Raw genomic sequence first — 22644 nt, 5'->3', positions numbered from 1 at the left:
GCGAACCTGCTTACTGCGCGTTGTTACCTTGGTGCGCCTTGCGTTCCGGCTGGCGCGTCCACTCGTTTTCTTCGCCCGGCACCTTGCCGAAGGTCTGGTCGGCCCACGCCGCGCGGGCCGCATCGATCTTCGCACGTGCGCTCGATACGAAATTCCATTCGATGAACCGCTCGCCCGGCAGATGGGCACCGCCGAGCAGCATCACGCGGGCGCCGTTCGTGCTCGCGAGCGTCACGGTCGCACCCGGTTCGAGCACGGCCATCGTCGCGGCGGCGAGCGGCGTGCCGTCGATCGAGAGGTCGCCGTCAACGAGGTACACGCCGCGTTCCTCATGTTCGGCATCGAGCGCCAGCGTGCCGTTTGCCGTGAATTGCGCGTACGCATAGAGCGTGGGCGAGAACACGGCGACCGGCGACGTGAGCCCGAACGCGGTACCCGCGATCACGCGCACGCTCGCACCGTCGCGCGTGAACGACGGCAGCGTGTCGGCCGCATGATGGACGAACGCGGGCGCGGTGTCTTCATGCTCGACCGGCAGTGCGACCCAGGTCTGGATTCCGTGGACCGGCTGATCGCGCGGCCGGTCTTCGTCGGGCGAGCGCTCCGAATGCACGATGCCGCGGCCGGCGGTCATCCAGTTCACGTCGCCCGGCACGATTTTCTGCCGGAAGCCGAGGCTGTCGTGGTGCATCAGCGAACCGTCGAACAGGTAGGTGACGGTCGCGAGGCCGATGTGCGGATGCGGCAGCACGTCGATGCCGCGGCCGGCCGGCAGCACGGCCGGCCCCATCTCGTCGAAGAAGATGAACGGGCCGACGAGGCGGGCGGCGCGCGCGGGCAGCACGCGGCGCACGACGAGGTTGCCGATGTCGCTTTCGCGCGGCGTGAGCAGGGTCTTGATCGAGGCGGACATGGTGGGGCTCTTGTAGTCGAGGCGGGGCGCGTCAGGCGATCGCCGTGTCGATGGCGATCGGATGCGTGAGGATCTTGTGCACCGGGCACGCGTTCGCGATCTGCAGCAGCCGTTCGCGCTGTTCGCCGGACAGGTCGCCTTCGAGCGTGATGCGGCGCACGATCGTGCTGCCCGCGCTGCCCGATTCGTGCGCGAGCTTCACGTGCACTTCGGTGAGCGGCCAGCCCTTGCGCTGCGCGTACATTTTCAGCGTGATCGCGGTGCACGCGCCGAGGCTCGACAGCAGCAGCGTGACGGGCGCGGGCGCCGCATCGCCGCCGCCGAGCGACGCCGGTTCGTCGGCGCGCCACTGGTGGACGCCATCGCTGAAGTGGACGAGGTAATCGACCGAGCCGATGCTCGCTTCGACAGACAGTTCGCTCATTGCAGTTCCATGTGAAAAAAAGGGAGGCCGGCGGCCGGGCCGGGCGTTACGGTTCGAGCAGCCGCTGCAGCCGCAGTTCCTCGAAATCGAGCTCCGATTCGATCCGGTGCAGCACGGCGTCGTCGACCTTGCCGTCGCGATGCAGGTCGAGCAGCGCGCGGCGCGACACGCCGACGAGGTCGAGTTCGACGCGCAGCATGCGCGAGCGCACGTTGGCCGGCTCGGCGCCCTGGCGATGCGCGCGGTCGTTGAAGGTGACGCGGTTCCGGTATTCGGCGAGCAGGCGGTCGAGCGACGGCCGCTCGAGAGTCGAGCCGCGCTGTTCGAGCGCGTCGAGTTCGGCGAGCGCCGCGCCGAACGCATGCGCGCGCACCGCGTGCTCGGACATCGTGTGGCGCGCGGCCGGGCGCAGCTTCAGCACGCGGATCAGCGGCGCGAGCGTGCCGCCCTGCACGACGAGCGTGGCGATGATCAGCAGGAACGTGCTGAACAGGATCAGGTCGCGGCCGGGGAAATTGGCGGGCAGCGCGATCGCGGCCGCGAGGCTCACGACGCCGCGCATGCCCGACCAGCCGAGCACGATGGCCTCACGCCACGACCACGGTGCGTGGCCGGCGCGCGGCGCGCGCAGGCGGCCCGGCAGCCACATCGCGACGAACACCCAGACGATGCGCGCGGCGATCGCGGCGGCGGTGGCGGGCAGTGCGACGCGCAGGCCGGCCAGCAGCACCGCGCCTTCGTGGTTCACGCGCGCGAGGATCGCATGCAGCGCGAGGCCGATCAGGATGAACACGAGCGCGTCGAGCACGAACACGATCGCTTCCCAGGTCGCCTTCGCCTTGATCCGCATGTCGGCGTCGAACACGCGATGCTGGCGCACGCCGAGCACGAGGCCGCAGGTGACGACCGACAGCACGCCCGAGCCGTCGACGGCTTCGGCGACACCGTAGCTGCCCCATGCCATCGCGAAGGTCACGACGATGCCGAGCATCGGATCGCGCAGGCGCGGCAGCACCCAGCTCATCGCATGGCCGCACGCGAGGCCGACCGCGATGCCGATCAGCGTGAGCGAGAAGAACAGGCCGGTGGCGCTCGCGGCCGTGATCGACACGGCGAGCGCGGCCGACACGGCCATCTGGTACAGCAGCAGGCCCGACGCATCGTTGACGAGACTTTCGCCTTCGAGCACCGCGACGAGCCGCGCGGGCAGCGGGTGGCGCTGCAGGATCGCCTTCGCGGCGACCGCATCGGGCGGCGACACGATCGCACCGAGCGTGAAGCACGCGGCCCATGGCAGCGCGGGGTTCACCGCATGCACCGCGAACGCGACCGCGACGGTCGTGAACACCACCGCGCCGAGCGCGAGCGACGCGATCGACGCAAGCTCCTGCCGGAATTCCTTCCACGCGGTGTAGAACCCGCTCGACATCAGCAGCGGCGGCAGCACGGCCGCGAGCAGCAGCGCCGGGTCCATGTCGGGCACGCGCTTGCCGAAGACCGCGACGACACAGCCGCCGAGCAGCAGCACGACGGCCGGGGGAATCGAAATCCGTTCGGCGAGCCACGTGAGCGCGCCGGCCCCGCAGATCAACAGCAGCAGGTAATGAAACAGCTCGACGTTGGTCATGCGTGATAGGTGATGAGCGATTGCATCACGACGGCTTGCGGTCGTTCGTGGTGCCGCCGGGCAGCGCGCCGAACATGTGCTGGCTGCACTTCGCGTCGCGCCATGCGGTGTTCAGCCGGTGGCCCGCGAGCATGCGCCGCGCGACCGGCAGGATCTGTTCGCCGGCGAGCATGCCGAGCAGGCCGGTGAGCGCGATGATCGGCGGCGCCGGCGAATTCACGCCGATCGTGCCGTAGATGGCGCCAGCGAGGACGCCGGCGAGCAGCGACAGGACATAGGCTTTCATGATGGGCGTCTCGTGGTCTCGTGATCGAACGACGGGTGGCGACGAGTGCATCGTCGAGGTCTCTCGAAGAGTATCGGGTTTACGTGAAGAAAAAAAGGGCGGATTGCCCTTGGGCGACCACCTATTCTGGAATCCGAGTGATTCCATTTTTTGGGTGTTCGCGTCAGAGGATTGCGGTTTTAATGAATCGAGACGGACGAAGCAGATCAAGCGTCGTACCCAACTCGAATCCTCCCGCGTTCGCGGCGAGGAAAGATTCCCCTTTCCGTTCCAAGGATGATCACGCCATGAGCAACCCGAAGCTTGAAGTACTTACTCCGCAGAACAGCCAGCTGATCTTCATCGACCAGCAGCCGCAGATGGCGTTCGGTGTGCAGTCGATCGATCGCCAGACGCTGAAGAACAACGTCGTCGGTCTTGCGAAGGCTGCGAAGGCGTTCAATATCCCGACCACGATCACGACGGTCGAGACCGAGGCGTTCTCCGGTCATACCTATCCCGAACTGCTCGACGTCTTCCCGAACCAGAAGACGCTTGAACGCACGTCGATGAACTCGTGGGACGACCAGAAGGTGCGCGACGCACTGGCCGCGAACGGCCGCAAGAAGGTGATCGTGTCGGGTCTGTGGACCGAAGTCTGCAATACGACGTTCGCGCTGTGCGCGATGCTCGAAGGCGGTTACGAGATCTACATGGTGGCCGACGCATCGGGCGGCACGTCGCAGGCCGCGCACGATTTCGCGATGCAGCGGATGGTGCAGGCCGGCGCGGTGCCCGTGACCTGGCAGCAGGTCATTCTCGAGTGGCAGCGCGACTGGGCGCGTCGCGACACGTACGACGCGGTGATGGCGGTCGTGAAGGAGCACTCGGGCGCGTACGGGATGGGCGTCGACTACGCATACACGATGGTTCACAAGGCCGCGCAGCGTACCGCGACGCCGCACGAGTCGATCCCGGCCGTACCGGCGAAGTAACGGGCGACCGGCCGCGATCGTGGCAACGGTCGGCCGCGGCGATCTGCTGTCGCCGGCCGTCGCCCGCTCAGGCTGCCGGCAGTGCCCACGGCGCGTGCGCGAAGTGTTCCGCCAGGAAGTCGAGCAGCACCGTCACGCGCGCGGCGCGCAGCATGCCGGGCGGCGTGACGAGGTTGACGTTGATGTCGGCGATCTTCCAGTCCGCCATCACTTCCTCGAGCTCGCCGCTCTGCATGGCTTCCCACACCAGGAACTCCGGCTGAAGGGCGAGGCCATGACCGGCGATGAGCGAGGGGACGATCACGTCGGCGTTGTTGGTGCGGATGCGTCCGTGCACGTTCACGCCGAAGTCGTCGCCCGAGTCCGGGTGGCGAAAGCGCCAGTGCTCGGGTGTCGGCAGGTTGGTGTAGGTGAGGCACACGTGCTTCTCGATGTCGCGCGGATGCATGGGCCGGCCATGACGGTCCAGATACGCCGGCGACGCGACGAGCGGGCGGCGCACCGCGCACAGGCGGCGCGAGCGCAGCGACGAATCGCTCAGCTCGGCGATGCGGATCGCGACGTCGAAGCCGCCGGACACGATGTCGACGATGTGATCGGAGAGCACGAGGTCGATGTCGACGCGCGGATAGCGCTCGAGAAACGCGGGCAGCACCGGCGACAGGTGGCGCACCCCGAACGACATCGGCGCATTCACGCGCACGAGGCCATGCGGTTCGAGCGCCTGCGCGGACGCTTCGCTCTCGATCAGTTCCGCATCGGCGAGCAGCCGGATCGCGCGGTCGCGCAGCAGTTCGCCGGTCGGCGTGAGCGACAGCTTGCGCGACGTGCGGTACAGCAGCATCGCGCCAAGGCGCTTTTCGAGGCGCGCGATGGCTTTCGACACCGTCGGCTGCGTGACGCCGAGCAGGTCGGCGGCTTTCGCGAACGAGCCCGTCTCCGCGACGCGCGCAAAGATGGCCCAGGCTTCGAGATCGGGAAGGTGTTGCATGGTCGGAAAGAGTGGCAGGGAAGCGAAGTGGATACGGCGCGCAGCATGCGGCCGGCGCGAAGCGACTCATTCTAATCCGGTCAGGGAGAAAAATCGTTATGGAATCTTATCTATGGTCGCTGTCGGCCGGCGTACTGGTCGGCGTCGTATACAGCGTGATCAAGGTGCGTTCGCCAGCGCCGCCACTCATTGCGCTGATCGGGCTGGCCGGCATGCTGATCGGCTCGCAGGCCATCGGCTCCATCCGTCACTGGCTCGGCTTCTGACCGCATCGAGGACATATTAATGAGCTCAACTGATAATCAACCGGATCTGATCCTGCACAACGGGCGCATCACGACGCTCGATCGTGCGAACCCCGTCGCCACCGCCGTGGCGATCAAGGACGGCCGCTTCGTCGCGGTCGGCGCCGACGCGGACGTGATGCCGCTCGCAGGCCGCGCGACGAAGGTCGTCGATCTCGATTGCCGCAGCGTGCTGCCTGGCCTGATCGACAACCATACGCACGTGATTCGCGGCGGCCTGAACTACAACCTCGAGCTGCGCTGGGATGGCGTGCGTTCGCTCGCGGTCGCGATGGAGATGCTGAAGCACCAGGTCGCGATCACGCCTGCGCCGCAATGGGTGCGCGTGGTCGGCGGCTTCACCGAACACCAGTTCGCCGAGAAGCGCCTGCCGACGATCGACGAACTCAATGCGGTCGCGCCCGATACGCCCGTGTTCATCCTGCACCTGTACGACCGCGCGCTGCTGAACGCGGCCGCGCTGCGCGTGGTGGGCTACACGAAGGACACGCCCGAGCCGCCGGGCGGCACGATCCTGCGCGACGCCGCGGGCAACCCGACCGGCCTGCTGCTCGCGAACCCGAACGCGACGATCCTCTACGCGACGCTCGCAAAAGGCCCGAAGCTGCCGTTCGAGTACCAGTACAACTCGACGCGCCACTTCATGCGCGAACTCAATCGTCTTGGCGTGACGGGCGTGATCGACGCGGGCGGCGGATCGCAGAATTATCCCGACGACTACGAAGTGATCCGCAAGCTGCACGACGCGGGCGAGATGACGGTGCGGATCGCGTACAACCTGTTCACGCAGAAGCCGAACGCGGAGAAGGAAGACTTCGTGAACTGGACGAAGAGCGTCAAGTACCACGATGGCACCGACTACTTCCGCCACAACGGCGCGGGCGAGATGCTGGTGTTTTCGGCGGCCGATTTCGAGGATTTCCGCGTCGCGCGCCCCGACTTGCCGGCGCAGATGGAGGACGATCTCGAAGGCGTCGTGCGCGTGCTTGCGCAGAACCGCTGGCCGTGGCGCATGCATGCGACCTACGACGAAACGATCAGCCGCGCGCTCGACGTGTTCGAGAAGGTCAACGAGGACATCCCGCTCGACGGGCTGAACTGGTTCTTCGATCACGCGGAAACGATCTCGGAACGCTCGATGGACCGCATCGCCGCGCTCGGCGGCGGCATCGCGGTGCAGCACCGGATGGCGTACCAGGGCGAATACTTCGTCGAGCGTTACGGCGCGCAGGCGGCCGAGGCGACGCCGCCGGTCGCGAAGATGCTCGAGAAGGGGCTCAAGGTGTCGGCCGGCACCGACGCGACGCGGGTCGCGTCGTACAACCCGTGGGTGTCGCTCGCGTGGCTGGTGACGGGCAAGACGGTCGGCGGGATGCGGATGTATCCGCAGCGCAACCTGCTCGATCGCGAGACCGCGCTGCGCATGTGGACCGAGTATGTGACGTGGTTCTCGAACGAGGAAGGCAAGAAAGGGCGCATCGCGGTGGGCCAGCTCGCCGACCTGATGGTCCCGGATCGCGATTTCTTCACGTGCGCGGAGGACGATATCGTCGATACGACTGCACTGCTGACGGTGGTCGGCGGCCGGATCGTGTGGGGCGCGGGGCCGTTCGCGTCGCACGATGCGCCGATTCCGCCCGCGATGCCCGACTGGTCGCCGGTGCGCGAGTACGGCGGCTACGGCGGCTGGGGCGCGACGCAGCGCAACGGCGCGCCGCTGCAGCGGGCCGCGGCGGCCGCCGCGCAGTGCGGTTGCGCAAGCGCGTGCGGCCTGCACGGCCATGCACACGCGAACGCGTGGAGCCGCGCGTTGCCGACGTCGGACGCGAAGGGCTTCTGGGGCGCGTTCGGCTGTTCGTGCTGGGCGGTCTGACATGGCGACCCCGACCCAACACGTCGGCGCCGGCAACCCGGCGTGGGTCCGCGCGCTGCTCGCGCAGCCGTGGGTCCTGCCGCTCGCGCGGCTGGCGCTGGTGTCCGCGTACCTGATCGGCGGTATCGCGAAGGCGCTGGACTTCCATGGCGCGGTCGCCGAGCAGGCGCATTTCGGGCTGCAGCCGGCCGCGCTGTGGGCGGCGCTCGCGATCGCAGTCGAGATCGCCGGCTCGCTGTGCATCGTGCTGGGCCGCTTCACGTGGCTCGGCGCGGGCAGCCTCGGTATGCTGACGCTGGTCGCGATGGGGGTGGCCAACGATTTCTGGAACCGTACGGGCGCCGAGCATTTCATGGCGCTCAACAGCTTTTTCGAGCATCTCGGGCTGATCGCCGCACTCGTGCTCGCGACCGTGCTCGCCGATGCGAAGCGCGTGGACGGCGATGTCCGCGCGTGACCGATTGCACTATTCGATGACACAACAAGGAAACCTGATCATGATGACCATTCGATCCGCACTGTGCGCGCTGACGATCGCGGCCGGCTGCGTCGCGGCGCCGGCGACGTTCGCGAAACCGCCGGTGCCGCCCGCGCCGGTGCCGGTGCTGGCCGTGGGTCCGCAATACGACACGACACACGTGTGCGTGGCGCCGGAAGACTTCGACCGCTTCACCGACAGCTTCGTCGCGACGTTCGGCGGCAAGAAGTCGAAGCAGGGCGTGTTCCAGGTCACGCCCACGCCGAGCCAGACGATGTCGCAGCTCGTGCTCACGCCGGTCGGCACGATCTCGGTGTTCGGCTTCAAGACGCCGATCCCGTATCCGTTCTGCGCGGAGCGCACCGGTTATCTCGTCACCGACATGGACGTCGCGATGAAGACGGCGCGCGCGCACGGTGCAGACGTGATCGTCGACACGTTCCCCGATCCGATCGGCCGCGACGCGATCATCCGCTGGACCGGTGGCCTGAACATGCAGCTCTATTGGCATACCGAAGCGCCGCGCTACGACACGCTGGAGACGGTGCCCGAGAACCGCGTGTACGTGTCGCCGGAAAGCGTGCGCAAGCTGGTGCACGATTTCGTGAAGTTCTCGAACGGCAAGGTGGTATCCGACACCCTCAAGGCGCCCGGGATCGAGATCGGCCGGCCGAACGACACGTATCGCCGCATCCGCATCGAATCGGGCTTCGGCAAGATGACCGTGCTCGTGACCGACGGCCACCTGCCTTACCCGTTCGGCCGCGAAATGACCGGTTACGAAGTGCACGATCTCGCCGCGACGCTGGAGAAAGCCAAGGCAGCCGGCGTGACCGTGCTCGTGCCGCCGTTCACGTCGGACGGCCGTGACGCGGCGCTCGTGCAGTTCCCGGGTGGCTACGTCGCCGAAATCCACGCGAGCGCGGCGCGATGAAGCACGAGGATACGATCCTTGCCGCGGTGGCCGGCTTCGTCGACACGCTGAGCTTCGTCGCGCTGTTCGGGCTGTTCACCGCGCACGTGACCGGCAACTTCGTGCTGATCGGCGCGGGCATCGCGGGCTTCGGCCAGGGTGTCGTGCTGAAGCTCAGCGTGTTTCCCGCGTTCGTCTGCGGCGTGATCGCGAGCAGCCTGATCGCGCGGTCGATGTCCGGGCGCCCCGCCTGGCAGGGCGCGCGCACGCTGCATGCGGTGCAGGCCGTGCTGCTGCTCGGCTTCTGCGCGGCCGGCGTATGGGCGACGCCCGTCACGCAGCCCGACAGCCTGCCGGCACTCGTGGCCGGCATCGTCGGCACGTTCGCGATGGGCGTGCAGAACGCGCATCCGCGCGTGATTGCGCGCGCCGGCGGCGTGCCGAACACGGTGATGACCGGCAACGTGACGCAGGCGATCCTCGACGTCGTCGACATGCTGTCCGCCGGCACGGCCGAGGCCGCGCGCGCGGCGGCGCGGGCGCGCTTCGGCAAGATGCTGCCGGCGATCGTCGCGTTCGCGCTCGGTGCCGCATGCGGCGCGCTCGGGTTCCGCTTCGTCGGGTTTTTCGCGCTGCTCGCGCCGGTCGGCGCGCTCGCGACGCTTGCCCTGTGCGCGGCACAAACGGCGGGTACGACCACACAGGAGCGCGCATGATCGAGCGGGGACGGGGAAGGCATCACGGCCCGCACGCCGCACGGGCCGCGCGCGCGTCGATCGTCGCGGGGCTGCTGTTCGCGGGCGCCGACGCGGCATGCGCGCAAACGGCGCCGGCATCGACGCCGGCTTCCACGCCGGTGCAGGAGCCGGCGGCGGCCGCGTCAACGGCAACGCCAACGCCAACGCCAACGACATCGGTAACGCCAACCGCCGCTGCCGCATCGACCTGCGCGGCCAAGCGCCCCGTGGTGCTGTTCAACCGCTGGCAGGAAGACTGGTCGGTGCTCGCGAATCCGTGCGTGCCGCGCGCACCCCTCGACGGCCTGAAATACCTTCCGCTCGGCAACGATCCGTCCTCCTATCTGTCGCTCGGCGTGAACCTGCGCGAGCGTCTCGAGACCAATGACGCGCCGCTGTTCGGGATCGGTTCCGCGCAATCGGATACGTACCTGATCCAGCGCATCGAAGTGCATGCCGATGCGCATCTCGGCCAGCACTGGCAGTTCTTCGTGCAGTTGCAGGACGCCCGCGCGTTCGGCAAGAACACCGTGTCGCCGGTCGACAAGAACCCGCTCGATCTCGAGCAGGCGTTCGCGACCTACACGGGTGCGCTCGGCGGCGGCACGTTCAAGTTCCGCGTGGGCCGGCAGGAGATGGCGTTCGACTTGCAGCGTTTCATCGCCACGCGCGACGGCCCGAACGTACGGCAGGCGTTCGATGCGGTCTGGGCCGTCTACGAGTACCAGAAGTGGCGCTTCATCGGCTATGCGACGCAGCCGGTGCAGAACCGCAACGCGTCCGATTTCGACGACGTGTCGAATCGCGATCTCACGTTCAGCGGCGTGCGCGTCGAGCGGCAGTCGGTCGGGCCGGGCGACCTGTCCGGCTATTGGTCGCGCTACAACCGCAACAACGCGCGGTTCCTCGACGCGAGCGGTCCCGAGCATCGCGACGTGTGGGACGTGCGCTACACGGGCACGCTGGGGCGCTTCGACTGGGACCTCGAAACGATGCTGCAGACCGGCACGGTCGGCAACGCGACGATCGGGGCGTGGGCCGTCGGGTCGATCGCCGGCTACAAGCTCGACGCGCCGTGGTCGCCGCGCATCGCGCTGCAGGTCGACGCGGCGTCGGGCGACCGGCATCCGCACGATGGCCGCGTGAGCACCTTCAACCCGCTGTTTCCGAACGGCTATTACTTCACGCTGGCCGGCTATACGAGCTATGCGAACCTGATTCACGTGAAGCCGTCCGTGACGCTGAAGCCGTCGGCGAACCTGTCGCTGCTCGGTGCGCTCGGCTTCCAGTGGCGCGAGACGACCGGCGACGCCGTCTATCAGCAGCCGAACATCCCGGTGCCGGGCACGGCGGGCAAGGGCGGGTTGTGGACCGGGATGTACGTGCAGCTGCGCGCGGACTGGACCATCGCCGCGAACCTGATCGGTGCGATCGAGGCCGTGCACTTCCAGGTCGGCGACGCGATCCGCCAGGCGGGCGGGCACAACGCCGACTATGTCGGCGTCGAGCTGAAGTATGGGTGGTGACGGCGGCGCGCAGCCAGCCGCACGCGACGTGAAAAAGGGCAGCCCCGTGGGGCTGCCCTTCGTTCGTCCGGGGCGGCGGCGTGGCCGGCCCGTTCGCGGTGACGGCGATGCCGTTACAGGTTCGGCGACAGTTGCAGCGCGTTCGTCAGGTCGCCCATCGGCTGCGCGCCGTTGGCCTTCAGCGCGTCGTCGCGCTGTTGCAGGCCCGCGAGGCGCGGCAGCGAGAAGCGGCGCGTGATGAAGCGCAGGATCGAGCCCGTGTCGTATTGCGTATGGTCGACGAAGCCCTTCTTCGCGTACGGCGACACGATCAGCGCCGGAATGCGGGTGCCCGGGCCCCAGCGGTCGGCATTCGGCGGCGCGGCATGATCCCAGAAGCCGCCGTTTTCGTCGTACGTGACGACCACGACCATGTTCTTCCACTGCGGGCTTGCCTGCAGGTGCGCGATCACGTCGGCGATGTGCTGGTCGCCGGACGTGACGTCGGTGTAGCCCGGGTGCTCGTTCAGGTTGCCCTGCGGCTTGTAGAACGTGACCTGCGGCAGCGTGCCTGCATCGATCGCCTTGATGAACTCGGCGCCGTTCGCGCCGCCGTCGAGCAGGTGCTGCGCGCGGCTTGCGGTGCCCGGCGCCTGGTTCGCGAAGTAGTTGAACGGCTGGTGGTGCGGCTGGAAGTTCGGCGTCGACAGATCGGCACCGTAGATCACGTTAGACGTGCCGTTCTGGCTCGCCTGCAGCGCCTGGCCCCACGCGCCGCTGTACCACGCCCACGACACGCCCGCGTTGGTCATCAGGTCGCCGATGTTGGTCGCCGTCTGCGGCGGCATCGTCGACGGATTGGCCGGGTCGGCGAGCAGCGGATCGCCGCCCGTGGCCGCCTTGTTGCCGCTCGGCTGGTACGCCGGCTGCATCGTGTTGATGCCGTAGAAGTCAGGCGTCAGCGCGCCGTCGTTGACGAACTTCGGCGGCCCGCTCAGCGCCGAGGCCGGCGAGTTCGCGGCGACCTTCAGCGACTTGCCGTCGGCGTTCAGGACTGCGATCTTGCCGGCCGCCGGGCTCTTGTCCGCGTTCGCATAGAACGGCGCGCACGCGCAGATCAGGTACTGGTGGTTCAGGAACGAGCCGCCGAACGCACCCATGAAGAAATTGTCGGCCAGCACGTACTGCTGCGCGATCTTCCACAGCGGCAGCTTCGACGGATCGGCGGTGTAGTGGCCCATCGTCAGGCCGCCCGCATCGGTCCACGCGGCATACATGTCGTTCTTGCCGCCGTTGATCTGCATCTGGTCCTGGTAGAAACGGTGCACGATGTCGCGCGTCGCGATGCTCATCGACTGGTTGAAGCCTTTCGGATCGTCGATCGCGAACGGCGTGTTCGGCAGGTTCGCCGTCATCGCCTCGGTCACCGCCGGCGTGATGCCGGTCGCGGTCAGGCCGCCCCAGATCTTCGGCAGCGTCGCCATCGTCGAGCCGTCGCGATCCTTTTGCACCGAGTTCGCGGCCGTTGCGTTCTGCAGGCCGTTCGCGCCGGGGAAGTTGCCATACAGGTTGTCGAAGCTGCGGTTTTCCGCGTAGATCACGACCACGTTCTTGACGGCCGACAGGCCTTGCTGCGTGACATCGTCGCCGCCGCAGGCGGTCAGGCTGAGCGCGGCCGCGAGGGCGATCGGCGTATAGCGAATCCAGGCGTGCTTCTTCATGCGATGTTCTCTCTTTCGTCGTTTGTCGCGTGTGGGAACCGGGTTGAGGTACGGCCGGTGCGGGCATTGCGAGGCACCGACCGGTTGCGCGCATTATCTGGAACCGATTTGACAGGCGGGTGTAGGGCTGCTTTCAATTGACTGTCGGTGGAACGTCATGCAACGGTCATGGAACTGACATAAGCTCCGGCCGATTGCCCACCGCTACAAGAAGAACGACGATGCACAGCCTTCTGAAACCCCGCGCGTTCGCGCGATCGTTGACCCCTGCCGCGGCCGCGCTGGCGCTGGCCGCCGGGCTCGCGGCGCTCGCCGGTTGCGATGCGCGGCCCGGCGCGAATACGCCGGCCGCGTCCGTCGTGCCGGCGGCGCAAGCGGCCCCGGCCGCGCCCGCGGTGGCGCCGGCCAGCCAGCCGCAGACGCGCGCGCAGGTATTCGAGGGCGTCAAGCAGATGACGGCGCTCGGCAAGCAGTTGTTCTTCGATCCGTCGCTGTCGGGCTCCGGCAAGCTCGCCTGCGCGTCGTGCCATAGCGCCGAGCATGCGTTCGGGCCGCCGAACGCGCTGTCGGTGCAGCTCGGCGGCGACGACATGCACCGCACGGGCTTTCGCGCGGTGCCGTCGTTGAAGTACCTGCGCGGCATTCCGCCGTTCAGCGAGCACTTCCACGATTCGCCGGACGAAGGTGACGAAAGCATCGACGCGGGTCCGACTGGCGGGCTCACCTGGGACGGTCGTGTCGATACCCGCGACGCGCAGGCGCGCATTCCGCTCACGTCGCCATTCGAGATGAGCAGCTCGCCGGCGAGGGTCGCGCAGGCGGTTCGCGCCGCACCTTATGCGGACGCGTTCCGCCAGGCGTTCGGCGACCAGGTGCTCGGCGACGACCAGGCGACCTTCGACGCGGTGCTGCGCGCGCTCGACGCCTTCCAGCAACAGCCGGCGCTGTTCGATCCGTACACGAGCAAGTACGACGCGTACCTGGCCGGCCATGCGCAGCTCACGCCCGCGGAGTTGCGCGGGCTGCAGCTGTTCAACGACGAGAAGAAGGGCAACTGCGCGAGCTGCCACATCAGCCAGCGCACGCTCGAAGGTGGCCCGCCGCAGTTCAGCGATTTCGGGCTGATCGCGATCGCGGTGCCGCGCAATCGTGCGCTGCCCGTCAATCACGACCCGCGTTTCCACGATCTCGGCGCCTGCGGCCCCGAGCGGACCGACCTGAAGGGCCGCGACGAATTCTGCGGGCTGTTCCGCACGCCGTCGCTGCGCAACGTCGCGCTGCGCAAGACGTTCTTCCACAACGGCGTGTATCACTCGCTCGAGGACGTGATGCGCTTCTACGTCGAACGCGACATCCACCCGGAGAAGTTCTATCCGGTCGTGCACGGCAAGGTGCAGATCTACGACGATTTGCCGAAGCGCTACTGGCCGAACATCAACCGCGAGCCGCCGTTCGACCGCAAGCGTGGCGAGCAGCCGGCGCTGAACGCGGCCGAGATCAAGGACGTGATCGCGTTCCTCGGCACGCTGACTGACGGATATCAGCAAACGGCCGCGCCGGCCAAGCCGTAGAGGCATTCATTACAGCACGCATGCTATGCTCGCTCGCTGACGGGCGTGGTGCGTGCCGGATGGCCGGCCCCCGGTTCGCCGGCATGCACCGCGCCGTTCGATCGAACATCCAAGGAGAAAAAACATGTCGATGCGTGCATCCCTTTCCATCGTCACGCGCGTGCTGGCCGGCGCCGCGTGCGCAGCCGCGATGCTGCCCGCCCATGCGCAGAACAACCTGAACTTCCTGAACGACACGCCGATCAGCTACTTCAGCAAGACCGACCGCGCATCGCTGTCCAAGGCGGTCGTGCAGGTGCGCGACGAAGGCAAGGACGGCGAAACCACGACGTGGCAGAGCAGCGGCCGCGGCACGCAGATCGATGCGAAGCTCACGCCGAGCACGACCGAGACGGACGGCAAGACCTGCCGCGAAATCGCGACCGAGATCACCGCGAAGGGCCAGACGATGACGCTCAAGCCCGTCTATTGCAAGACGGCCGCGGGCAAGTGGCAGCTGCAGAAGCGCTGAGCACGCGCGTGATGAAGCGGGGCGCCGCGCCGCGCACGGTGTCGTGCGGCGTCGTGATCCTCGATGCGGCCGGCCGCGTGTTCCTCGCGCACGCGACCGATACCACGCACTGGGACATCCCGAAGGGGCAGGGCGAGCCGGGCGAGACGCCGGCCGACGCGGCGCTGCGTGAACTGCTCGAGGAAACCGGCATCGTGATCGGCGCCGAGCGGCTGCTCGATCTTGGCCGCTTCGCGTACCGGCACGACAAGGATCTGCACCTGTTCGCGGTGCGCGTGGCCGACGACGAAGTCGATCTCGCGCACTGTACGTGCACGTCGCTGTTTCCGAGCCGTCGCGACGGCTCGATGATCCCCGAGATGGATGCGTATCGCTGGACCGTGCCCGCCGACATCGACGCGTATGCGAGCCGTAGCCTCGCGCGGCTGTTTCGCACGAAGCTGTCGCTCGCGGACTTGCATCGGCGGTTGATGGGTGGGTGAACGGGCGCGGCGGCTTCCGCTGCTCCGTGACCGGGCTTCGCTTCAAGGCACGCAACAAAAAACCGGCCCTGGAGCCGGTTTTTTTATGTTCACGCGGCGGCGGCTTGCGAAGCCGCGAGCCGCGTGCGAAGCATGCCGTTACGCCGGCTTGCCCCAGCTGTCGCGCAGCCCGACGATCCGGTTGAACACCGGCTTGCCCGGCTTCGAATCGACCCGATCGGCGACGAAGTAGCCGTGACGCTCGAACTGCAGGCGCGTCTCCGGTGCGATGTCGTCGTTGCCCGGTTCGATGTAGGCCTGCACGATCTTCTTCGAGTCGGGATTCAGCGCCTCGAGGAAGTTCGCGCCGCCCGCGTCCGGATGCGGCTCCTTGAACAGGCGGTCGTAGATCCGCACTTCGGCCGGCTGCGCATGCTTCGCGCTGACCCAGTGGATGTTGCCCTTGACCTTGTACGTGTTCGCGCCTTCGGTGCCCGACTTGCTGTCCGGGAAGTAGTTGCAGTGCACGGCCGTCACGTTGCCGTCGGCGTCCTTGTCGAAGCCCGTGCATTCGATCACGTAGCCGTAGCGCAGGCGCACCTTGTTGCCCGGGAACAGGCGGAAATAGCCCTTCGGCGGGTTCTCGACGAAGTCCTCGCGCTCGATCCACAGCTCGCGCGAGATCGGGAACGTGCGCACGCCGCGATCCGGGTGGTGCGGGTGCACGGGCGCCGTGCATGCTTCCTCGAGATCTTCCGGATAGTTGTCGATCACAAGCTTCAGCGGATCGAGCACGGCGACGGTACGCGCTGCCTTGTCGTCGAGGTCGTCGCGCAGCGCGCCTTCGAAGATGCTCATGTCGATCCACGAGTCGATCTTCGTCACGCCGATCCGCTCGCAGAACAGGTGGATGCTCTCCGGCGTGAAGCCGCGGCGGCGCACGCCGACGATCGTCGGCATCCGCGGGTCGTCCCAGCCGTCGACGTGGCCCTCGGTCACGAGCTGCAGCAGCTTGCGCTTGCTGGTGATCGCGTACGTGAGGTTCAGTCGCGAGAATTCGATCTGTTGCGGCAGCGGACGCGTGAACATGCCGGCTTCCGCGAGTTCGTTCAGCACCCAGTCGTACAGCGGGCGGTGATCCTCGAATTCGAGCGTGCACAGCGAATGCGTGATGCCTTCGAGCGCATCCGAGATGCAGTGCGTGTAGTCGTACATCGGGTACACGCACCATGCGTCGCCGGTGCGGTAGTGGTGCGCGTAGCGGATCCGGTAGATCACCGGGTCGCGCATGTTCATGTTCGGCGAAGCCATGTCGATCTTCGCGCGCAGCACGTGCTCGCCTTCCTTGAACTCGCCGGCCTTCATGCGGCGGAACAGGTCGAGGTTTTCTGCCGGCGTGCGATCGCGGAACGGCGACGGCTTGCCGCCTTCCGTCAGCGAGCCGCGGTTCGCGCGCATTTCATCGGCGCTCTGGCTGTCGACATAGGCCTTGCCGCGCTGGATCAGCAGCTCGGCGAACTCGTACAGCTTGTCGTAGTAGTCGCTCGCGAAGTACTGATGATCGACCGCGTCCTTGCGCCAGTCGAAGCCGAGCCAGCGCACCGCGTCGACGATCGAGTCGACGTACTCGACGCTTTCCTTTTCCGGGTTCGTATCGTCGAAGCGCAGGTGGCACACGCCGCCGTAGTCGCGCGCGACGCTGAAGTTCAGGCAGATGCTCTTGGCATGGCCGATGTGCAGATAGCCGTTCGGCTCGGGCGGAAAGCGCGTCTCGACGCGGCCGCCCCATTTGCCGGTGCGGTTGTCGTCGTCGATGATGTTGCGGATGAAATTGGAAGCCGCGGGGGCGTCGTTGCGTTCGGTGCTCATGCGGATGGCGTCAGGTTGTGTCGGCGCGTCGCGCCGGTTTAATCCCGTGATTCTACCTGACCGGGGTCCGTCCCGCGCGGCTTGCGGCATGACGGGGGCGGGTTTCGACCGATTATCTCGATATTGTGTCGGCTGTAACACGACGTAAATCGGATTGCCCGGGCCGTTTGGCGTTGCCTATGATGGCTTCACCGAATCAATGCCGCCGTTCGGGATGCCGCGCGGCGGGAGGACAAAAAAATCATGATGAAGAAGACCACGTTTATCGTTCGTACCGCCGTGATCGTCGCGGCCCTGTCGCAACTCGGCGCGTGCGCCATGACGCATACGCAGCGCAATGCCGGTATCGGCGCAGCCGCGGGCGGCGCGCTCGGCTACCTGGTCACGGGCGGCCCGCTCGGCACGGTCGCCGGCGCAGCGGCAGGCGGTATCGTCGGCGCGAACGTGCGCTGACCGACAGACATGACGCGAGCCGCCTGCAAAACGGCGGCTTGACGTCCGGTCGCGACGCTGCGCTCAGCGCGTCCCGACCCCACGCACATCCTTCCGGTATCAGACAGGCAGCATCAGGGAGGAACGGGTGTGCGACACTGCGCCGACGCCATATAACGATTTCACTCGTCGACGCACTTTCCATGAGCCGATTCCCCGTTCTCGTCCTGCCGGGCTACGCCAATTCGGGCCCGCTTCACTGGCAGAGCCGCTGGGAGCGTGCCGATGCACGCTTCTCGCGCGTCGCGATGCCCGACTGGGACCGCGCGTTCCGCAACGGCTGGTGTCGCGCGCTCGATCGCGCGGTTGAAGCCGCGCGCGGGCCGGTGCTGATTGCCGGCCACAGCCTCGGTACGCTCACCACCGCGTGGTGGGCGACGCGCTATGCGCGCCCGGCCGCGCTCGCCAAAGTGCGCGGCGCGCTGCTCGTCGCGCTGCCCGATCCCGACGGTCCCGCCTTTCCGGCCGACGCGCACGGCTTCGGGCCCGTGCCGTATGAACGGCTGCCGTTTCCGACCTGCGTCGTCGCCAGCAGCGACGATCCGTATGGCTCGCTCGCGTTCGCCCGCACCTGCGCGAACGCATGGGGCAGTGCATTCCACGACATCGGCCCACGCGGCCACATCAATGCGGACAGCGGGCTCGGCGACTGGCCCGAGGCGCGCGGCTGGCTCGACGCGCTCGCCCGTCATGATTGACCGCTCGATTGATCGCGCGGGGCAAGGCGGCGGTTGAGGCCGCTGCCACGCCGGCCGTCCGCACCCGCACCCGCACCACCCACCGCGTTCAGATCGCCTGTTTCGCCCGCAGCGCGGCGATCTTCGCGTCGTCGTAGCCGAGCATGTCGCGCAGCACGTCGTCGGTCTGCGCGCCGAGCAGCGGCGGGGCCGTGCGTGCTTCCGGCGGCGTCGCGCTCATCCGGATCGGGTTGCGCACGAGCTTCGCGTCCGCGCCGCACGGGTGCGGCAGCGACACCTGCATCCCGCGCGCGACCACCTGCTCGTTGTCGAACACCTCGTCGAGATCGTTGATCGGGCCGCACGGCACGCCAGCGGCTTCGAGCGCACCGATCCAGTCGGCCTTGTCGCGCGCCTTCACCATCTCCGCGAGGATCGGCACCAGCGTGTCGCGATGGCGCACGCGCGACGGATTCGTCGCGAAACGCTCGTCATCCGCCAGCTCGGGCCGGCCGCCGGCCTCGACGAACTTGCGGAACTGCCCGTCGTTGCCGACCGCGACGATGATCCAGCCGTCGCGCGTCTGGAACGTCTGGTACGGCACGATGTTCGGATGCGCGTTGCCCCAGCGCACCGGCGGCTTGCCGCTCGCGAGGAAGTTGGTGTTCATGTTCGCGAGCAGCGCGACCTGCACGTCGAGCAGCGCCATGTCGATGTACTGGCCTTCGCCGGTCCGGTCGCGGTGCGCGAGCGCGGCGAGCACCGCGACCGTCGAGTAGAGGCCGGTCGCGAGGTCGGCGATCGCGACGCCGGCTTTCTGCGGGCCGCCGCCCGGCGCGCCGTCGCGCTCGCCGGTGATGCTCATGAAGCCGCCGATGCCCTGGATGATGAAGTCGTAGCCCGCGCGGTGCGCGTACGGGCCGGTCTGGCCGAACCCGGTGACCGAGCAGTAGACGAGGTCGGGCTTCACCGCGCGCAGCGCGTCGTAGTCGAGCCCGTATTTCTTCAGCTGGCCGACCTTGTAGTTCTCGAGCACGACGTCGCTCTGCGCGGCGAGCTCGCGCACGATCTGCTGGCCCTCGGGCGTCGCGATGTCGACCGTCACCGAGCGCTTGTTGCGGTTCGCCGCGAGGTAGTACGCGGCCTCGGCGGTATCCGCGCCGTCCGCGTCCTTCAGGTACGGCGGCCCCCAGTGGCGCGTGTCGTCGCCGGCGCGCGGGCGCTCGACCTTGATCACGTCCGCGCCGAAATCGGCAAGCGTCTGCGCGCACCACGGGCCCGCGAGCACGCGGGTGAGGTCCAGCACGCGGATATGGCTCAGGGCACCCATCGTCGAATCGTCTCCTTTCATGGCTCGCCTGGTCGGGCAAGGCCGGTTGGCATGCCGAGCATCTTAAGGCGAATCGGCTGCGCGAGTGGCCCACCCGGCCCGGCGGGAGGGCCGAGCCGCTTTCCGGCGCTTTGCCCGGAAGCCGGCCCCGATCCCGTATAATCGATCGTTTCCGAATCCATGCCGCCGCGCGCCCCGACAAGGGCGCCGGCGTTTGAAGCCGTCTTTGCCAGACTGTCCCCGCACGCCATGAAAGCTGCCGAAATCCGCGAGAAATTCCTCAAATTCTTCGAATCGAAGGGCCACACGATCGTCCGCTCGTCGAGCCTCGTGCCCGGTAACGACCCCACGCTGATGTTCACGAACTCGGGCATGGTCCAGTTCAAGGACGTGTTCCTCGGCACGGATCCGCGTCCGTACTCGCGCGCCACGACGGCGCAGCGCAGCGTGCGCGCGGGCGGCAAGCACAACGACCTCGAGAACGTCGGCTACACGGCGCGCCACCACACGTTCTTCGAGATGCTCGGCAACTTCTCGTTCGGCGACTACTTCAAGCACGACGCGATCAAGTTCGCGTGGGAACTGCTGACCACGGTCTACCAGCTGCCGAAGGAGAAGCTGTGGGTCACGGTCTACCAGGAAGACGACGAGGCGTACGACATCTGGGCGAAGGAAGTCGGCGTGCCGACCGAGCGCATCATCCGCATCGGCGACAACAAGGGCGCGCGCTACGCGTCGGACAACTTCTGGACGATGGGCGACACCGGCCCGTGCGGCCCGTGTACCGAAATCTTCTACGACCACGGCCCGGACGTGTGGGGCGGCCCGCCGGGATCGCCTGAAGAAGACGGCGACCGCTACATCGAGATCTGGAACCTCGTGTTCATGCAGTTCAACCGCGATGCGCAGGGGAACATGACGCGCCTGCCGAAGCAGTCGGTGGACACCGGCATGGGCCTCGAGCGTCTCGCCGCGGTGCTGCAGCACGTGCACAGCAACTACGAGATCGACCTGTTCCAGAACCTGATCAAGGCCGCCGCGCGCGTGACCGAAATCAGCGACCTCACGAACAACTCGCTGAAGGTGATCGCCGATCACATCCGCGCGTGCTCGTTCCTGATCGTCGACGGCGTGATTCCCGGCAACGAAGGCCGCGGCTACGTGCTGCGCCGGATCGTGCGCCGCGCGATCCGCCACGGCTACAAGCTCGGCCGCAAGGGCTCGTTCTTCCACAAGCTGGTGGCCGACCTCGTCGCCGAGATGGGCACGGCCTATCCGGAACTGAAGGAAGCCGAACAGCGCGTGACCGACGTGCTGCGCCAGGAGGAAGAGCGCTTCTTCGAGACGATCGAGCACGGCATGTCGATCCTCGAAGCCGCGCTGGCCGACGTCGAGGCGAAAGGCGGCAAGGTGCTCGACGGCGAGCTCGCGTTCAAGCTGCACGACACCTACGGCTTCCCGCTCGACCTCACGGCCGACGTGTGCCGCGAGCGCGGGATGACGGTCGACGAGCCGGCATTCGACGACGCGATGGCGCGCCAGCGCGAGCAGGCGCGTGCGGCCGGCAAGTTCAAGGCCGCGCAGGGCCTCGAATACACGGGCGCGAAGACTACCTTCCACGGCTATGAAGAAATCGCGTTCGACGACGCGAAGGTCGTCGCGCTGTACGTCGACGGTTCGTCGGTCAACGAAGTGAAGACGGGCCAGGACGCGGTCGTCGTGCTCGACCACACGCCGTTCTACGCGGAATCGGGCGGCCAGGTCGGCGACCAGGGCGTGCTCGCGAACGCCGCGACGCGCTTCGCGGTGGCCGACACGCTGAAGGTGCAGGCCGACGTGATCGGCCACCACGGCACGCTGGAGCAGGGCACGCTGAAGGTCGGCGACGTGCTGCGCGCGGAAATCGACGCGCATCGCCGCGCCCGCACGCAGCGCAACCACTCGGCCACCCACCTGATGCACAAGGCGCTGCGCGAAGTGCTCGGCGCGCACGTGCAGCAGAAGGGTTCGCTGGTCGACGCGGAAAAGACCCGTTTCGACTTCGCGCACAACGCGCCGATGACCGACGACGAAATCCGTCGCGTCGAGCAGATCGTCAACAACGAAATCCTGGCCAACGCGCCGGGCATCGTGCGCGTGATGCCGTACGACGAAGCGGTGAAGGGCGGCGCGATGGCGCTGTTCGGCGAGAAGTACGGCGATGAAGTGCGCGTGCTCGACCTCGGCTTCTCGCGCGAACTGTGCGGCGGTACGCACGTGCATCGCACCGGCGACATCGGCTTGTTCAAGATCGTCGTCGAAGGCGGCGTCGCGGCCGGCATCCGCCGCGTCGAAGCGATCACCGGCGATAACGCGGTGCGCTACGTGCAGGAACTCGACGCGCGCGTGAACGAAGCCGCGGCCGCGCTGAAGGCGCAGCCGTCGGAGCTCACGCAGCGGATCGCGCAGGTGCAGGACCAGGTGAAGTCGCTCGAGAAGGAGCTGGGCGCGCTGAAGTCGAAGCTCGCGTCGAGCCAGGGCGACGAGCTCGCGCAGCAGGCGGTCGAAATCGGCGGCGTGTTCGTGCTGGCCGCGACGCTCGACGGCGCCGATGCGAAGACGCTGCGCGAAACGGTCGACAAGCTGAAGGACAAGCTGAAGAGCGCGGCGATCGTGCTGGCCGCCGTCGAAGGCGGCAAGGTCAGCCTGATCGCGGGTGTCACGCCCGACGCGAGCAAGAAGGTCAAGGCCGGCGAGCTCGTGAACTTCGTCGCGCAGCAGGTCGGCGGCAAGGGGGGCGGCCGTCCGGACATGGCGCAGGCAGGCGGCACCGAGCCGGCGAACCTGCCGGGCGCGCTGGCCGGCGTGAAGGGCTGGGTCGAAGAGCGGCTCTGATCGTCGCGACCGATGCGATGCCGTCTCGTTACGGCATCGCTTGAATCAAGAAAGACCCGATCGGCGTGCGCCGGTCGGGTCTTTTTGTTGGTACGCCGGAACGATGCGTGCC

Annotated in this window: 22 protein-coding genes; 13 read left to right on the top strand and 9 right to left on the bottom strand. The window is 67.5% G+C overall.

Annotated features, from left to right (window positions below):
- Positions 1-10: 10 nt before the first annotated feature.
- The 4 genes from LGM89_RS15765 to LGM89_RS15750 are packed head-to-tail and all read right to left on the bottom strand — an operon-like array spanning position 11 to position 3250.
- Positions 11-913 (bottom strand): pirin family protein, encoded by a 903-nt coding sequence (locus LGM89_RS15765; RefSeq protein ID WP_226273372.1) that lies wholly within the window; start codon positions 911-913, stop codon positions 11-13.
- 31 nt (positions 914-944) lie between these two features.
- Positions 945-1337 carry an OsmC family protein gene (locus LGM89_RS15760; protein ID WP_226206556.1) on the bottom strand — a complete coding sequence of 131 codons (393 nt, stop codon included), beginning with the start codon at positions 1335-1337 and terminating at the stop codon, positions 945-947.
- A gap of 46 nt (positions 1338-1383) precedes the next feature.
- The gene (locus tag LGM89_RS15755) at positions 1384-2964 is read right to left on the bottom strand and encodes a Na+/H+ antiporter (protein WP_226273371.1); all 1581 of its coding nucleotides are present in this window, start codon (positions 2962-2964) and stop codon (positions 1384-1386) included.
- A 25-nt stretch (positions 2965-2989) separates the two neighbouring features.
- On the bottom strand, positions 2990-3250 hold the full coding sequence (locus tag LGM89_RS15750) for a XapX domain-containing protein (RefSeq protein WP_071334320.1): 261 nt from the start codon (positions 3248-3250) through the stop codon (positions 2990-2992).
- A gap of 287 nt (positions 3251-3537) precedes the next feature.
- Between LGM89_RS15750 and LGM89_RS15745 the strand changes: the two genes are divergently transcribed.
- Positions 3538-4224, top strand: coding sequence for a hydrolase (locus LGM89_RS15745; RefSeq protein WP_046545426.1), 687 nt, complete (start codon positions 3538-3540; stop codon positions 4222-4224).
- 67 nt (positions 4225-4291) lie between these two features.
- On the opposite strand, the gene LGM89_RS15740 is transcribed toward LGM89_RS15745, so the two are convergent.
- Entirely contained in the window at positions 4292-5215 is a 924-nt protein-coding gene (locus LGM89_RS15740) for a LysR family transcriptional regulator (protein WP_226273370.1), read from the bottom strand.
- 98 nt (positions 5216-5313) lie between these two features.
- Between LGM89_RS15740 and LGM89_RS15735 the strand changes: the two genes are divergently transcribed.
- From LGM89_RS15735 to LGM89_RS15715, 5 genes are read left to right on the top strand one after another with little or no spacing between them, the layout of a single operon-like run.
- Complete coding sequence (locus LGM89_RS15735; RefSeq protein ID WP_089456038.1) at positions 5314-5481, top strand: DUF1427 family protein; 168 nt, start codon at positions 5314-5316, stop codon at positions 5479-5481.
- A gap of 19 nt (positions 5482-5500) precedes the next feature.
- Positions 5501-7393, top strand: coding sequence for an amidohydrolase (locus tag LGM89_RS15730; RefSeq protein WP_226273369.1), 1893 nt, complete (start codon positions 5501-5503; stop codon positions 7391-7393).
- Position 7394: 1 nt separating this feature from the next.
- The gene (locus LGM89_RS15725; RefSeq protein WP_226206546.1) at positions 7395-7850 is read left to right on the top strand and encodes a DoxX family protein; all 456 of its coding nucleotides are present in this window, start codon (positions 7395-7397) and stop codon (positions 7848-7850) included.
- A 40-nt stretch (positions 7851-7890) separates the two neighbouring features.
- A complete protein-coding gene (locus tag LGM89_RS15720; RefSeq protein WP_226273368.1) occupies positions 7891-8805 on the top strand; it encodes a VOC family protein in 915 nt (304 codons plus the stop codon).
- Positions 8802-9500, top strand: coding sequence for a YoaK family protein (locus tag LGM89_RS15715; protein ID WP_226273367.1), 699 nt, complete (start codon positions 8802-8804; stop codon positions 9498-9500). Before LGM89_RS15720 ends, LGM89_RS15715 begins: the two co-directional genes overlap by 4 nt.
- A 22-nt stretch (positions 9501-9522) precedes the next feature.
- Here LGM89_RS15715 and LGM89_RS37310 read toward each other — a convergent pair whose 3' ends face one another.
- Positions 9523-9741 carry a hypothetical protein gene (locus LGM89_RS37310; RefSeq protein WP_226273653.1) on the bottom strand — a complete coding sequence of 73 codons (219 nt, stop codon included), beginning with the start codon at positions 9739-9741 and terminating at the stop codon, positions 9523-9525.
- On the opposite strand from LGM89_RS37310, the gene LGM89_RS15705 reads away from it, so the two are divergent.
- Positions 9641-11047 (top strand): alginate export family protein, encoded by a 1407-nt coding sequence (locus tag LGM89_RS15705; RefSeq protein WP_226273640.1) that lies wholly within the window; start codon positions 9641-9643, stop codon positions 11045-11047. The two genes, LGM89_RS37310 and LGM89_RS15705, sit on opposite strands and share 101 nt — an antisense overlap.
- A gap of 113 nt (positions 11048-11160) precedes the next feature.
- On the opposite strand, the gene LGM89_RS15700 is transcribed toward LGM89_RS15705, so the two are convergent.
- On the bottom strand, positions 11161-12747 hold the full coding sequence (locus LGM89_RS15700) for an acid phosphatase (protein ID WP_179254805.1): 1587 nt from the start codon (positions 12745-12747) through the stop codon (positions 11161-11163).
- A gap of 221 nt (positions 12748-12968) precedes the next feature.
- On the opposite strand from LGM89_RS15700, the gene LGM89_RS15695 reads away from it, so the two are divergent.
- The 3 genes from LGM89_RS15695 to LGM89_RS15685 all read left to right on the top strand — a co-directional run bounded on the left by LGM89_RS15695 (position 12969) and on the right by LGM89_RS15685 (position 15311).
- Entirely contained in the window at positions 12969-14318 is a 1350-nt protein-coding gene (locus LGM89_RS15695; RefSeq protein ID WP_226273366.1) for a cytochrome-c peroxidase, read from the top strand.
- Between the two features lie 124 nt (positions 14319-14442).
- On the top strand, positions 14443-14829 hold the full coding sequence (locus LGM89_RS15690) for a hypothetical protein (protein WP_226273365.1): 387 nt from the start codon (positions 14443-14445) through the stop codon (positions 14827-14829).
- 11 nt (positions 14830-14840) lie between these two features.
- On the top strand, positions 14841-15311 hold the full coding sequence (locus LGM89_RS15685; protein WP_089494647.1) for an NUDIX hydrolase: 471 nt from the start codon (positions 14841-14843) through the stop codon (positions 15309-15311).
- A gap of 138 nt (positions 15312-15449) precedes the next feature.
- Here the strand turns inward: LGM89_RS15685 and LGM89_RS15680 are convergent, their stop codons facing one another.
- Positions 15450-17159, bottom strand: coding sequence for a glutamine--tRNA ligase/YqeY domain fusion protein (locus LGM89_RS15680; RefSeq protein WP_089425149.1), 1710 nt, complete (start codon positions 17157-17159; stop codon positions 15450-15452).
- Positions 17160-17402: 243 nt separating this feature from the next.
- On the opposite strand from LGM89_RS15680, the gene LGM89_RS15675 reads away from it, so the two are divergent.
- Both LGM89_RS15675 and LGM89_RS15670 read left to right on the top strand, forming a co-directional pair.
- Positions 17403-17612, top strand: coding sequence for an ornithine acetyltransferase (locus LGM89_RS15675; RefSeq protein WP_011351716.1), 210 nt, complete (start codon positions 17403-17405; stop codon positions 17610-17612).
- Between the two features lie 182 nt (positions 17613-17794).
- Positions 17795-18349: an RBBP9/YdeN family alpha/beta hydrolase gene (locus tag LGM89_RS15670; protein ID WP_226273364.1), complete on the top strand. Its 555-nt coding sequence runs from the start codon at positions 17795-17797 to the stop codon at positions 18347-18349.
- A gap of 88 nt (positions 18350-18437) precedes the next feature.
- Here the strand turns inward: LGM89_RS15670 and LGM89_RS15665 are convergent, their stop codons facing one another.
- The gene (locus LGM89_RS15665; RefSeq protein ID WP_226273363.1) at positions 18438-19658 is read right to left on the bottom strand and encodes a CaiB/BaiF CoA transferase family protein; all 1221 of its coding nucleotides are present in this window, start codon (positions 19656-19658) and stop codon (positions 18438-18440) included.
- Between the two features lie 249 nt (positions 19659-19907).
- On the opposite strand from LGM89_RS15665, the gene alaS reads away from it, so the two are divergent.
- On the top strand, positions 19908-22532 hold the full coding sequence (alaS, locus tag LGM89_RS15660) for an alanine--tRNA ligase (RefSeq protein ID WP_089494650.1): 2625 nt from the start codon (positions 19908-19910) through the stop codon (positions 22530-22532).
- Positions 22533-22644 lie beyond the last annotated feature (112 nt).

It is taken from the genome of Burkholderia sp. AU31624 (assembly GCF_020420065.1).
Classification (GTDB): Bacteria; Pseudomonadota; Gammaproteobacteria; order Burkholderiales; family Burkholderiaceae; genus Burkholderia.
Note: the sequence above shows the minus strand (reverse complement) of the source record. Positions and strands in the feature narration are given on the sequence as shown.